The organism is Pseudoalteromonas sp. ATL1, assembly GCF_058933015.1.
On record NZ_JBZYXL010000001.1, the window covers coordinates 1,487,503 to 1,501,070 of the forward strand.

A 13,568-nucleotide genomic window follows, 5' to 3' on the forward strand; every position below is an offset into this window, starting at 1 on the left:
AAGAGCAGGGACAGATCAGAGCTTGTTTCCGCAATGTTTGCAATAAAGCGCATGCGCGCGTTGGCTACTCATGATTTTTATGGCCTGGTTCGCTTCGGCATGACTTAATCCTAACTCGACGCGCAGCATTTCTAAGTGCTCGCGCTCGGCTTCATCCACCACCCCATCACTGAGACTATGCAGCACCGCTTCGTTAAACGCATCGCGACGTTTTCGTAGCTGGTCGGCAAAACTCGAAGCCAATAGACCAGTCGGAATGGCCACCATGCCCATACTGAGTAAGGTGATCACGCCACCAAAGAAGCGTCCTGCGGCAGTGATCGGAACCACATCGCCATAGCCCACGGTTGTGAGTGTTGCCATTGCCCACCACATCGCTTGCGGAATTGAGCCAAATTTATCGGGCTGTACGTCGTGTTCTAGTAGGTAAATACCACATGACGCCATGATCAGCACCACTGACATAATGAAAAACGCGGCCAGTAAACTGCTGCTTTCTTCTTTAAATGCAGCCAGCAACAGCTGCATGGCGCGAGAATACCGAGTGAGCTTAAAAATTCTCAGTAAACGAATAACACGTAAGAAGCGTAAATCGAAGGTGATAAACATCATCAGCAAGGTCGGTAAAATGGCGATTAAATCAATCAACGCCAAAGGAGAAAAAAAGTAATGTATGCGCTTTTTAATCGCCCCGTACTCTAAATGCTTATAGTCGATTTTATCCACGCAACACCATAAGCGCAGCAGATACTCAATGGAAAAAATACTGACAGACACTAACTCTAAATTAAGAAAGTGCTGGTGGTATTCTTTGGCTAAGCTTGGCACAGACTCAAGCACAATGGCCACCACGTTGATCATGATGAGTGTGATCAAAAATAAATCGATGTAATGACCCAGTTTTTGATATTTTCCGCTGCCCTCTAAGAGTGCAGCCATTTTTTCACAATGGGTAGTTAGCATAATGGTGTTAGTTGTAGTTGCATGTTAACGGTGCCTTCTTCGAAGTCACGGCTCACACTAAAGCCTAATTTTTTTGATAGCTCAATCATACCGGTATTTTCAGGCAAGGTAATGCCAGAGATCAGCTTGAGCCCTTGTTGTTTAGCATAGTCGATAATCGCCGACATGAGGATTGTGCCAAGTCCTAAGCCTTGGCAATCAGAACGCACGACGACCGCAAATTCAGCACTGCTTTTATCGGGCTCAATGAGTATCCGTGATACGCCCAGTGTTCTGTGACTGCTTTTATGCGGTTCGCTGACAATAAATGCCATTTCTCTGTCGTAATCTATTTGCGTCATTTTTGCTAGCTGCTCATGGTTGAACTGGGGGAGTTCGCCAAAAAAACGCCTGTATCTGTCTTCTTTAGTTAAAGATTGATCAAATTCTTGATGCGCCCGCTCGTCTTCGGGACGAATAGGGCGAAGTACGGCGCGACTGCCATTTTTAAGGGTGATCGGCTTAACTAAATCTTTCGGGTAAGGGCGGATCACCAGTCGTTTTTTACCAAGTTGAGGCTGATATGGTGCCAATGTAACATTGGCGTCTAGCACTAAAAACTGACCTGCACTGGCTAGGATTGGATTAAGCTCGAGACTGACAATATCAGGTTGATCTATCACCAGTTGTGACACCCGCGTGAGTAAGTCACATAATCTATATTTATCTACTTTGTCAGGAAGGGCGCGCTCTTTAAGAAAGCCTTTGTCTTGTGCCGCAGCAATCAAGTATTTAGCAAGGTTCATGTTCAAAGGAGGAAAAGCGACCGCAGCTTGTGAAAATGACAGTCCGGTTCCTGCTTCACCGAGCAAGATCACGGGGCCAAAGTTGGCCTCTGTTTTAACCGCAATACGCAGCTCTTGTGCCCCCGCCCTTGGTGCCATTTTTTGCAATGAGAAGCCCTCTATGGTTGCATCAGGGTAGGTTTGCTTAATGCGCAGTAACATGGCAAATGCCGTTTGTTCTACCTCATCAGCGTCGTTGAGATTTAAGACGACACCACCCACTTCCGATTTTGACGCTATGGTTGGGCTGAGCAACTTCAACGCGACGGGAAAGCCCAGTTCAATGGCTTGCTCTTTGGCTTCACTTGGGGTCATGGCCACCCGCGTTTCAATACAGTTGATCTCATAGTGACTGAGTAATTGACTGGCAAGGTGTGTGGAGAGCTGTTTGTGACCTTGTTTCAACAAAGTTTGAATGTGGCGTTTGGCACTTTTGCTGTCGATATTTGCGCTATCACTGGTGGACTCAGGCGTTTGTGTTAAGTGTTTTTGGTTACGGCGGTAACTAACTAAATGCATAAAAGCACCCACGGCCCCTTCTGGGGTGCGATAGGTGGGAATGGCATTATCGGCACAAATATCTCGCGCCGCATAAGCTGCCTGTTCGCCCATAAAATTGGTCATCACGAAGGGGCGCGACATTTTGGGGATTTTTTGCAAAGTGTCGGTAATAATTTGTGCGTATTCTTCGCTCGGTGCCAATGCTGATGGCGTATGAATGATCAGCAAATTTCTTACTTCGGATGCTTTGAGTAATATCTCCAATGCTTTTTGATAACGAGACGGTGATGAGTCACCAAATAAGTCAATTGGGTTGGAAGTCACATCGGATTGCGGGATCACGGCATTGAGTGCATCTCGGGTTTTGTCCTCTAGTTGCGCTAGCTTACCTGAGTTTTGCAGTAGCGTATCAACCGCCATAATCCCCGGGCCACCACCATTGGTGAGTATGGTCAGTTGCTCAACTTGCAATAGCTTTGGATGCAGTGCCAAGGTTTGCGTTGCTGCAAATAGCTCTCTTAGATCGTTTACGCGCAGCATGCCTGCACGTTGGAACATGGCATCGTATACCGCGTCATCCGATGTTCTTCCGCCAGTATGAATGTAAGCAGCCTCGGCACCGGCCAGTGTTTTACCTGTTTTTATCACAATCACGGGTTTACTAAAGGCGGCGGCTCTTGCTGCGGAAATAAAGCGGCGTACATCGTCTATGTTGTCAATATAGAGCAAAATCGCTTTGGTTTTGGCGTCTCGTCCTAAAAAATCCAGTAATTCATCAAAATCAATGCCAAGGCAGTCACCAACGGACACAAAATAAGAAAAGCCAATTCGTTTGTTTTGTGCCCAGTCTAAAATTGTTGAACAGACCGCTGCGGACTGAGAAATGAAAGCCAGTTTACCCACGGAGGCTACCGTGTGTGAAAAACTGGCATTGAGGCCAATATGTGGGATCAGTAAACCTAAGCAGTTAGGGCCTAAAATGATAATATCGTGTTGTTTAGCTGCGTGTTGTAGCGCATTTTTTTGCTGATTACTTAACCCAGAAGCGATAATAATGACATGCTTACAACCTAGGCTACCTAACGCATGAATGAGGCTTTCTAGGGTGTTCTTATTGGTACATATTACGGCCAGATCGGGCACTTTGGGCAAGGCATTGATATCTGGATAAGCCAGTACACCATGTACGGCGCTATGTTTAGGCGAGACGGGCATAATAGGACCTTTGAATCCGCCTTGCAGCAAATTACGCATGACCACATAGCCTGCACGCCCCGGTGTATTCGAGGCGCCGATAACTGCAACAGAACGGGGATTAAAAAACTGACCAATTTGCTTTATGCTCATGTGATGTCCTACTAACCTGAACTCGAGATAACTCAGTCTAAATTGATGGTAATGGGGTTAATTTGTTGAACAGGGTATACATCATGCGTTCAGGGAGCCGTCTGTATCGTTTGCATAAAAAGTTATTCAACATATTAAAACTCAACTACTTACACTCTAATCAGTTTTTAACGAATGGTCGAGTTGTAACGCATGAGACTTTGATCTCATCACTTATTTTTCTTGGAGTAATACGCTATGAAAGAGGCGTTCAGTAAACATTTTGGTGCGGCGTGTGTGTTGGCTTTGGGAGCGATTGTGAGTACATGGATGCTCTCAGGCACACTCAAAGATATGAAATCAATGGAACGTACTGTAGAGGTAAAAGGTTTGGCAGAGCTAGAAGTTGCCGCCGATACGGTCATTTGGCCCGTTTTCTATAAAGATGCAGATAATGATTTAGAGGCATTGGTCGCACGTATTGAAGAGAAAAATTCAGCGATCCGTGCCTTTTTAACTTTGCATGGTTTTAATGAGCAAGAGTTGAGCCTGTCAGCACCGTCTATTACCGATAAGTTTGCACAAGAATATGGGCAAAATGAACGTGGCTTTAGGTATGTGGCAAAGTCAGGTATAACGGTTTTTAGCAAGCAACCAGAGAAAGTGAAACTGGCGTTAGCTGAACTAAACAAGCTTGCTAAACAGGGTATTGCCATTACACAAGATGATTATCAAAATCGCGTAGAGTACATGTTTACGGGCTTGAATGACATTAAGCCGAAAATGGTCCAACAAGCGACACAAAAAGCGCGAGAAGTGGCGATGAAATTTGCAAAAGACTCAGACTCGCAGTTGGGGAAAATTAAATCAGCGAGACAAGGACAATTTAGTATTCGCGACAGAGACAGTAATAACCCGCAAATTAAAACGGTTCGTGTTGTAACCAGCGTTGAGTATTATTTGTCTGACTGAGGTAAGGGCAGTTGCCAGCGTTCAAGGATCTTGGTGTAGATACCTTGGCTTTTGATGGTACTCATTCCTGCGCTCAGCGCCTTGGCGATATCGGCAGGTAAATTCAGATTGGCGACTAACCATAGTTCAGAAGGAAAGTCGTCAAGGTGCAGCTTTTTTTCCAGCAAAGTGGGGTCAAGCCCACTGTTGAGCACCTCATAATTGAGTGTCAGTGTATTTGTCATCACTAAATCAGTGCGCTTTTTAAATAACAGTTGCCAAAGCTGTTGATAATGGCTCACCAGTACAAGCGTGTCGTCCTCGGAAAAACCAACTTGACGCAAATATTTTTCGCTAGAGTAGCCGCGTATGGTACTAACCCGGTATTTTTGCGCCCCTTGTAAACTATCCACTGCGTGCACAGCTTCTTTTAACCCAACCAAATATGCATCGGCAAAATACGTTTGAGCGAGCCAGTGAAATTGCGTTTCCCGAGAGGGCGTTCTGAGTAAAGAGATCATTAGTGCATCGGGTACTGTTTGTAACTCTTTATAGGCTCTGGCCATCGGTACTATTTGAAACTGGCCGTGTAGCTGTGCCGCTTTTAATGCTTCTTGTACTATTTCGACCAACGCGCCGGTGGTTTTTCCATGTGCATTTTTAAAGTGATAAGGCGGTAAGTCTTCGGCATAAAAAGTCAGGCCGTACGCGGGTGTACTGAGAAAAGCCCATACAGTGAGAAAGAGACAAACAATACTTTTAAACGACATACACCCTCCGTTATGAGAACAACCATTGTAGATAAATTATGCGCAGAGGTATATGAATAATGGGGATTGTGCACATAGCTTGTCCAAGCTAGCGCACAGTTTATAATTTACAATAACTTAGACTTGATTTCTTGTAGCAAAAACAATTCACGAACCAGTGACTGCCCCTGTTTTTCGCTTTGTTCGAGAGTACGTGTGTTATGCGCAATTGCTTCGTCTATCTCTATCCAGAGAGGTTTCATGCCATTGGCTTTTTCATATTCTTCCATTTTCGGCTGATCAAATTGACCACAAATTTTGCAAACAAAGCAATCAGAGACAATATGAATATAGTCGTGCTCTGGTTTATGCCACAGTCGATACTCCTCGTAGCGGCCAAATGGCGTCACATTGAGAATGCTTTTAACGCCTGTTTCTTCTTTTAGTTCCCTTGCTAAGGCTTGTTCAATGTGTTCATTGTCATCAACGCCACCACCCGGGAGCGAATAATCATCATATCGTTGCGTGTAAAGCAGTAAGATACGGTTGCCATTCAAGACGATGGCACGAGCGGTGTGACGAGTGAAGCAAGTTCCGGATTGGGGTTTTTCTGGGGTATTATTAAGCGGGCGCATTCAGGGTTATGGTCAGTGATTGATATCGTCATTATACGCGACAAGCGCTCTATAAAGTAGGGGGAATTGTGCAGCGACTTTGCGGTTGCGCTGCACAGCAACACGTTTGTTTAAAATGGCGAAGGATAATGTCTCAGCCAAGTGTCCAGCGCAGTGAGTTGATGCTCGTTGAGCTCTAAATTAAAGGCATTCATGTTTTCTTTTAACTGCATCATTGAGGTTGCCCCGATTATTGTAGACGTGACACCATCCATTTGGTTAACCCAAGCTAGAGCGAGCTGCGCGGGAGAAATGTTCACTTCCTGAGCAAGTTCAACGAATGCCGCGATTGCTTGGTTCGCCATTGGTGTATCTCTAAATAGGCCATTACGCTGCATCATGCTCCACCTTGTGCCTTCTGGTCTTGCACCATTGAGATATTTGCCCGTCAGTGAACCAGCCGCCAGCGGCGACCAAGGTAGATAAGCGATGTCTTCATGCACACAGTTTTCAATCAGATAAGGCCAATCTTTGGTATGTAGTAAGTTAAATTCATTTTGAATTGAAATAGGCTTGGTGAGATTGTGCTCATTGGCGAGTCGAAGGTAGGTATTGATCCCCCAAGTTGTGTCATCAGATAAACCCCAATGACGGATCTTGCCGGCATGAATACAAGTTTGCAGCGCTTCGAGAATATCGATCATTGATGCTATTTCTTGCGCTTTATCGACGTCAGAGAACTTCAATATGCCCGGCCAATGTTTAGCAAAATGCGGTGAAAGTCTATTTGGCCAGTGTAGCTGGTATAAATCGATATAATCGGTTTGTAAGCGCTGTAACGAAGCATCTACAGAATCGATAACCGCTTGTCCAGTAATTGGTGCCCCTTTTCTTACCCAGCTAAGTCCAGGGCCCGCAATTTTGCTCGCCAAAACTATGTCTTTTCTTTTTTCTTGATGGCGGTTTAACCAATTGCCAATGATGCTTTCTGTGGCTCCATAGGTATCTGATGAAGGCGGTACCGCATACATTTCAGCGGTATCGATAAAGTTAACACCGTGGCTAAGGGCATAGTTGATTTGCTCATCTGCATCATGCTGGTTGTTTTGCAAACCCCAGGTCATACTACCTAAACAGACGCGAGATACTTCAATTTGGCTGCTGCCTAGTCGACTATATAGCATGTTAAATCCTTGTTTTATTTTAATTGGTGTTTTGACCAAGATTTTCCCAGTTTAGTTGATCCTGAGCGCGAGTAAAAGTTGCACATTCGCTAAATTTATGATGATATTTAACTGTATATAATTACAGTTGATTGGTGATGCGTAAGTTTATTCACATTGATATGGATTGCTTTTATGCCGCAGTTGAAATGCGCGACAATCCAGAGCTTGCCAATGTCCCCATGGCGATTGGTGGAAATAGCCATCGAGGTGTACTTTCGACCGCTAACTACCTTGCTAGAGAGTACGGTGTTCGCTCTGCTATGTCTAATTATCAAGCGAAGAAGCTTTGTCCACACTTAGTGATAGTGCCAGGACGAATGGCTGTGTACAAAGAGATCTCACAACAAATTAGAGCGATTTTTGCCCGCTATACACAATTAATTGAGCCGCTTTCACTAGATGAAGCTTATCTAGATGTGACGGACTGCGAGCTATTCCACGGCAGTGCCACACTGATTGCACAGCAAATTAGAGCCGACATTGAAAATGAAACTGGTCTGACGGCCTCGGCTGGAATCGCGCCGATTAAATTCTTAGCGAAGATAGCGAGCGACGAAAATAAGCCCAATGGCCAGTTTGTGATAACACCTAATGAGGTGGACGAGTTTATTGATACTCTGCCATTGAAGAAAATCCCCGGTGTTGGCAAAGTCACTCAGCAGAAGTTGCTTGCTTTAGGTTTGCAATATGGTTGCGATGTGAAAGCCAGTAGTGAAGACTTTTTGTATCAACGTTTTGGTAAATTTGGTTTGGTGCTGTGGCGGCGTTGTCATGGTGTTGATGAACGGCAAGTCGAAACTGAGCGGGTGCGCAAATCTGTCGGAGTGGAAACAACCTTTAGTGAAGATACCAATGACATTGAAGAACTTAAACGGCGACTCACACAAAAGCTGTATCCAGAGTTGACTCGCAGAGCTGAATCCTACTTACAGGATAGGGGAATGAACAAGCTGGGGGTGAAAGTAAAATTTTTTGATTTTCAGGTAGTGAGTAAGGAATGCCAACTGACCTACCTAGATGCGGATATGTTGTGTACGTTGCTGTGTGATTTGCTAGAGCGTTACCCCCACAAGCCTGTACGCCTAATCGGTATCAATGTGGGGTTATCACAAGAAAAAGACAATCAAGGACAATTGGGGCTTTTTGATTGCGACTAAAAGGTGAGTGCATTATTTGTTAACTGTGTTAATTTCGAAAGTTAATTCATATAACAATAAAATGCAGGAGCCTTGAATGCAGTCAATTATGATAGTGCTATTCGGCCTAGTCGGTATGCTGTTTGGCTGGTTTGTCTATTCCAAATTTATAGCCCAAAAAATCTTCAAGATGGATGACAACTTTGTCACTCCAGCCCATGAACTCAATGATGGTGTTGATTTTGTGCCAACAAACAAAGTGGTACTTTGGGGCCACCATTTCACATCTGTTGCTGGCGCTGCGCCGATTGTAGGGCCTGCTATTGCCGTTTATTGGGGCTGGGTCCCCGCCGTGTTGTGGGTGGTATTAGGCACCATCTTTTTTGCAGGTGTACACGATATGGGCGCGCTCTGGGCGAGTGCTCGTCACAAGGGTAAGTCAATGGGTGCACTTTCTGAGAGTGTAATAGGCAAGCGCACTCGCGCGCTTTTCATGATCGTGGTTTTTCTTGTTTTACTCATGGTTAACGCTGTGTTTGGGGTGGTCATAGCTAACTCTTTTGTTGCTAATCCGAGCGCGGTGTTCCCTGCTTGGGCAGCGATTGCGGTGGCTTTGATTATTGGTCAATTGTTAAAGCGACAGGTGCCTTTGATTCCGTTATGTGTGGTTGGTGTGGCCATCTTATATGCCACTATTTACATGGGATCAGGCATGCCACTGGCGTTGCCAACGGAAATGTTTGGGCTATCGGATAAAGCAAATTGGATAGTGATCCTATTTATCTATGCGGCGGTGGCCTCTTTGCTGCCTGTGTGGATGTTGCTACAACCACGCGATTTCATTAATGGCATGCAGCTTTTGGTGGGCTTAGTACTACTTTACGGTGCGGTGTTTGTGGTGATGCCGGATATCACGGCCCCTGCCTTTAATACGCAAGTGGCAGCGCAAACACCGAGTATTATTCCACTCCTGTTTGTGACTATCGCCTGTGGTGCAGTGTCGGGTTTTCACGGTATTGTGTCTTCGGGCACGAGTTCAAAACAGTTGAACAAAGAAACCGATGGACGCTTTGTGGGTTACTTGGGAGCCGTAGGCGAAGGCTCGTTGGCCTTGATCACGCTGGTGGCGGTCAGTGGCGTGATGTTAGCAGTATCGCCTGAGCAATGGCATGAGATCTACAGTCATTTAGGGGCAGGTAGTGTGGGCGCATTTATCACAGGTGGCTCTAATTTGATCAGTAGCGGCTGGGGAATTCCTGCTGAAATTGCGGCGACTTTGTTGGCGGTGATGGTCGTGTTATTTGCAGGCACAACCATGGATTCTGGGGTGCGCTTACAACGCTACATTATTCAAGAGTGGGGTGATATTTATCAAATTAACTTACTCAAAAATGGCATTGTGGCGACATTTGTTGCGGTTGGCTGTTGTTTGCTATTAGCGTTTGGCGCCGGTGGCGCATCGGGTAGTGGTGGCATGATCATTTGGCCACTGTTTGGGTCAACAAATCAGATCCTCGCAAGTTTAACGCTACTGGTGATCTCGGTGTATTTAATTAAGCTAGGTCGTCCGGCTAAATATACGTTGATCCCCATGACCTTTGTATTGCTCATGGCGTTTTTTGCGGGGCTGATTAAACTGGTTGAATATTATCAGCAAAGTAAGTGGCTGTTGGTCGGGCTTGATGTCATCGTGTTGGTGGTAAGCGTACTTGTGATGCTTGAAGCATGGTCTGTGATCAGTCAACACAAGCGTACACAAACGCAAACAGCACAATAAGCGCGTTTACTAGCAAACTGATTTTAGATCCCCCATAATCGGGCCTTTAACAATGATAACCAAGGGCTCGATTATGTCTTTTCCTCGTGCACTCTCTTGTAACGATTATCTAAATGCGCAATCCGACGCGCTCATCGTTATTACCTCAGATATTAATAACTTAGGCGACGAGCGCCTAAATAAAGCCATCGCGCCTTATCTTGCTGTTGATGCGCGTATTGCCAGTAAGGCATCGTTAGTGTTGGCAGACGAATTGCCAGGCAAGCGTCTGATTGTCTCACCAACTGGCCCGCTTAATCGCGATTATGATGATGTACGTCGTGTATTTGATGCGGCAAAAAGTGCCATCACTGAAGCGAAAGCGGCAGGTGTGACTGCGCCGACCTTGTTAGTGGTTGGTATGCCTGAAGATGGCCGATACAAAAATGCTTTGGAAGTGGCTTATTTAGGTATGTGTCAGGCGTTGTGGCAACCACTAGAAGCGCGTGAATATCGTGGTGAAAGCATTGAACCTGTCAAAGAAATTAGTTTGGTTGGGGCGTCAGAACAACAATGCCAGCAATTGAATGCCTTGGCAGCCGGCCAATATGCGGCGCGTGACTTATGTGGAACTGAGCCCGAGCGTATGGCACCACCTAAGTTTGCTGATTATTGTGTTGAGTTATTCAAAAATACCAATGTCACAACGGAGGTTGTTTCAGATCTCAACGTGATTGAGCAAAATTATCCCATGCTTGCCACCGTTGCGCGCGCATCTTACGCTGTCGAGCGTCATCATCCGCGTGTTGTTAAGTTGATTTATACACCGAGTGATGAAGTGACTCGCACTTTGATGTTCGTTGGTAAAGGCTTGGTATACGACACCGGTGGTGCGGACCTTAAAGTAGGTGGTTTTATGGCGGGTATGAGCCGCGATAAAGGCGGTGCTGCGTCTGTTGCGGGGTTCATGAAAGCCGTTGCTGATTATCAGCCAAAGGGCGTGAAAGTGATTGCCTATCTTGCTGTTGTGCGTAACTCAATTGGTTCTGATTGTTTTGTGCCCGATGAAATCATTACCTGTCGTGAGGGCTTGAAAGTACGTATTGGCAATACCGATGCGGAAGGGCGTTTGGCAATGGGTGACTTGTTGAGTGAAATGAAAGACTTAGCGAAAGCCGAAGTTAATCCGGAGCTATTTACGGTGGCAACGTTAACGGGTCATGCCGCGCGCGCTGTAGGCCCTTACAGTGCTTATGTCGAAAATGGTCCAGCTCGTGTGGCAAAAGTGTCTCGCCAATTGGCGGATATTGGCGAACTGTGGGCTGATGGTGCTGAACTGTCGCGCAGCCGTCGTGAGGACTATGACTTTGTGAAGCCTCGCACGTTAGCGGATGACGTATTATCAAGTAACAATGCGCCTTCAGCGGTGACCGCTCGAGGTCACCAATTCCCAATGGCGTTTTTGGCGATTGTGGGTGGTTTGGATAAGCATGGATGTGACTCTGAGCTACCGATCCCGTATGTTCATATGGACATTGCAGGTAGCGGTGTAGAAGGCGGAGATTGGCAACATGGCAAGCCAACAGCGGCAACAGTGAGTAGCTTGTTTGCGCGTTACTGTTTGTAATGAAGTAACTAAAAAGGAAAGGGCACTGAATGTGCCCTTTTTTAATGCGTGATAACTGTGCTTAGAGTTATAGTCCTAACACGTCTTTACCTTGCTTGAACGTCACATCTACAGGGATGTTAGCTTGTGATAGCTTTTCTAAGTCAGCTTGTAACTCTGCTTTAATGTCGCCATGTGTTGCTATCAGCTGGTCAACTTTTTGATAATCGCCGTCACCTTGTAGAGTGAGGATCAAGTTTGATAGATTCTTCATTGCAACAGCCATTTTATCCATATTTACTTTGTATAGGCCTTGCTCATTTTTAGAAAATGCGCCTTGCTCTTTGAAGAAGTTGAAACGGATCATGTTGGCTTTACCGTGTGCACTTGAAGCACCGAAACGAACTGAACGGAAAATACCTGCCATGAAGGTGATGTAATAGTCTTCAATGGTGCCTTCGGTGATTTCACCTTTGTTTAGTAGCTGCTCAACCATGTATAGACCTAAGATATCGGCTTTGCCCTCTTCAAGTGCACTGGCATGCTCTTGTAGTGACTGGCGAACTGTGCCTTTGCCGGTGATGGTATTTTTAATACCTAAACCGTGTGCCACTTCATGGAACATCGTATTGGCAAAGAATGCATCAAAAGTGATGTGCTTACGTTGTTCTGGGACAATAAGCTGATCAGCAATTGGTAGCATAATTTTGTCAAACTTGGCACGCATTGCATTTTTTAACTGTAAGCGACGAGTGCCTTTTTCAAGCTGTACTTGCTCATCGTTTGGTAGGTTGATAGCGATTGTTTTACTACCCGCATTTGAGTGACCGGCATAGTAAATCACGTCATAAGCGTTAAGGTCCGCATCTGAACCAGGTACTTCTTGCTTGTATTTGTCATCGACAGGTAAGCCTGTTTGTAGTTCGGGTAAGAAAGCTGCGAACTTAGCCAAACGCTCACTCCAAGCAAGGTCTTTGACTAGCACATAGGATTCGAAGCTTGCACGGTAGCCAAATAATTGATCTTCATAGGTTTCAATTGGACCGATCACCACATCGATTGGATTATTTTTCATATCCATCCAAGCGAAATCAGAAGTTTGGTAGCTGTTGTTAACGAGTGCATCAGCGCGCAATGTTAAGTAGTTCGCAAACTCTTTGTCTTCTGCTAGGGCACTTGCTTCACGCAACAGGTTTGCTGCAGCATTGAGTTCATCACTGTAAATCGTTGAATAAGGGGTGCTATATAATTTACCTTGCTCATCACGTTTGATGATTGAATACAGGCCGTTTTTATCTTTAACGTCTGCGTTATTGAGTTCTTCTTTACTTAGGTCATGAGGATAAAACTCTGCGCCTAGTGCTTTTTCTTCAAAGCCAGTTAAAAACACTTTATCGCCGTCTAATCTGTCCCACGGACCATAGTTGATGTCAGCGTAAGTGCGAACTTTTTTATCTTGAATGCGACTTAAGAAAGTACCTTTGTCCATACCAAAGCTTTGCTTCCAAAATAGGTCGTCCATAATTTTAGAGGCATCGATGAGTTTACCAATCATCTTTTTTTGATTGTCAGATAAATGCGAAAGGTCGGTATTTAACGTTACTTCGGTATAAATATCTAAACGTGATTGAGGCGTGTTCGTTAGGGTGTATTGAGTTGTTTGTTCTTGTTGTTTTGAAGCTTTAGCGGTGGTGTTAGTTGCCGGATCTGAGCAAGCGCTCAGTGCCATTGTACCCGCTACCATGAATGCAAGGCTGATCTTCGAAAGTTTCATGCTGCTCTCTTTTTGTTATTGGAGTAAATTTAAGAGCACTTACTTTACCTTATTCGAGATAAATATTCTGCAAGGTCGCGATGCATTTTTGCGAAATTTCTCAGAGCACGATTTGGTAGCAATATTTTTGACCCATTTTCTT

General features: G+C 45.2%; 10 protein-coding genes. 4 read left to right on the top strand and 6 right to left on the bottom strand.

Going from position 1 to position 13,568, the window contains the following annotated elements:
• Nucleotides 1–15: 15 nt before the first annotated feature.
• On the bottom strand, nt 16–963 hold the full coding sequence (locus AC5FX4_RS06605) for an ion transporter (RefSeq protein ID WP_493605671.1): 948 nt from the start codon (nt 961–963) through the stop codon (nt 16–18).
• Nucleotides 957–3,635, bottom strand: a complete 2,679-nt coding sequence (locus AC5FX4_RS06610) for a bifunctional acetate--CoA ligase family protein/GNAT family N-acetyltransferase (RefSeq protein ID WP_493605672.1) — start codon at nt 3,633–3,635, stop codon at nt 957–959. The genes AC5FX4_RS06605 and AC5FX4_RS06610 overlap by 7 nt, the downstream gene beginning before the upstream one ends.
• A 237-nt stretch (nt 3,636–3,872) precedes the next feature.
• Between AC5FX4_RS06610 and AC5FX4_RS06615 the strand changes: the two genes are divergently transcribed.
• On the top strand, nt 3,873–4,586 hold the full coding sequence (locus AC5FX4_RS06615; RefSeq protein ID WP_493605673.1) for an SIMPL domain-containing protein: 714 nt from the start codon (nt 3,873–3,875) through the stop codon (nt 4,584–4,586).
• Here the strand turns inward: AC5FX4_RS06615 and AC5FX4_RS06620 are convergent.
• The 3 genes from AC5FX4_RS06620 to AC5FX4_RS06630 form a co-directional block, all read right to left on the bottom strand.
• The gene (locus AC5FX4_RS06620; protein WP_493605674.1) at nt 4,571–5,335 is read right to left on the bottom strand and encodes a substrate-binding periplasmic protein; all 765 of its coding nucleotides are present in this window, start codon (nt 5,333–5,335) and stop codon (nt 4,571–4,573) included. The genes AC5FX4_RS06615 and AC5FX4_RS06620 overlap by 16 nt on opposite strands.
• 107 nt (nt 5,336–5,442) lie before the next feature.
• The gene (locus AC5FX4_RS06625; protein WP_493605675.1) at nt 5,443–5,949 is read right to left on the bottom strand and encodes an NUDIX hydrolase; all 507 of its coding nucleotides are present in this window, start codon (nt 5,947–5,949) and stop codon (nt 5,443–5,445) included.
• 110 nt (nt 5,950–6,059) lie between these two features.
• Complete coding sequence (locus tag AC5FX4_RS06630; RefSeq protein ID WP_493605676.1) at nt 6,060–7,112, bottom strand: aldo/keto reductase; 1,053 nt, start codon at nt 7,110–7,112, stop codon at nt 6,060–6,062.
• Between the two features lie 137 nt (nt 7,113–7,249).
• On the opposite strand from AC5FX4_RS06630, the gene dinB reads away from it, so the two are divergent.
• From dinB to AC5FX4_RS06645, 3 genes are all read left to right on the top strand, one after another.
• Nucleotides 7,250–8,311 (top strand): DNA polymerase IV, encoded by a 1,062-nt coding sequence (dinB, locus tag AC5FX4_RS06635; protein ID WP_493605677.1) that lies wholly within the window; start codon nt 7,250–7,252, stop codon nt 8,309–8,311.
• Between the two features lie 76 nt (nt 8,312–8,387).
• On the top strand, nt 8,388–10,067 hold the full coding sequence (locus AC5FX4_RS06640) for a carbon starvation CstA family protein (protein ID WP_493605678.1): 1,680 nt from the start codon (nt 8,388–8,390) through the stop codon (nt 10,065–10,067).
• Between the two features lie 73 nt (nt 10,068–10,140).
• A complete protein-coding gene (locus AC5FX4_RS06645; RefSeq protein WP_493605679.1) occupies nt 10,141–11,673 on the top strand; it encodes a M17 family metallopeptidase in 1,533 nt (510 codons plus the stop codon).
• A gap of 67 nt (nt 11,674–11,740) precedes the next feature.
• On the opposite strand, the gene AC5FX4_RS06650 is transcribed toward AC5FX4_RS06645, so the two are convergent.
• Nucleotides 11,741–13,426, bottom strand: coding sequence for a DUF8614 domain-containing protein (locus tag AC5FX4_RS06650; protein WP_493605680.1), 1,686 nt, complete (start codon nt 13,424–13,426; stop codon nt 11,741–11,743).
• Nucleotides 13,427–13,568 lie beyond the last annotated feature (142 nt).

Coding starts and splice junctions, on each gene's coding strand:
- AC5FX4_RS06605 (WP_493605671.1), bottom strand. CDS start 963: ATGCTAACTACCCATTGTGAAAAAATGGCTGCACTCTTAGAGGGCAGC.
- AC5FX4_RS06610 (WP_493605672.1), bottom strand. CDS start 3,635: ATGAGCATAAAGCAAATTGGTCAGTTTTTTAATCCCCGTTCTGTTGCA.
- AC5FX4_RS06615 (WP_493605673.1), top strand. CDS start 3,873: ATGAAAGAGGCGTTCAGTAAACATTTTGGTGCGGCGTGTGTGTTGGCT.
- AC5FX4_RS06620 (WP_493605674.1), bottom strand. CDS start 5,335: ATGTCGTTTAAAAGTATTGTTTGTCTCTTTCTCACTGTATGGGCTTTT.
- AC5FX4_RS06625 (WP_493605675.1), bottom strand. CDS start 5,949: ATGCGCCCGCTTAATAATACCCCAGAAAAACCCCAATCCGGAACTTGC.
- AC5FX4_RS06630 (WP_493605676.1), bottom strand. CDS start 7,112: ATGCTATATAGTCGACTAGGCAGCAGCCAAATTGAAGTATCTCGCGTC.
- dinB (WP_493605677.1), top strand. CDS start 7,250: ATGCGTAAGTTTATTCACATTGATATGGATTGCTTTTATGCCGCAGTT.
- AC5FX4_RS06640 (WP_493605678.1), top strand. CDS start 8,388: ATGCAGTCAATTATGATAGTGCTATTCGGCCTAGTCGGTATGCTGTTT.
- AC5FX4_RS06645 (WP_493605679.1), top strand. CDS start 10,141: ATGTCTTTTCCTCGTGCACTCTCTTGTAACGATTATCTAAATGCGCAA.
- AC5FX4_RS06650 (WP_493605680.1), bottom strand. CDS start 13,426: ATGAAACTTTCGAAGATCAGCCTTGCATTCATGGTAGCGGGTACAATG.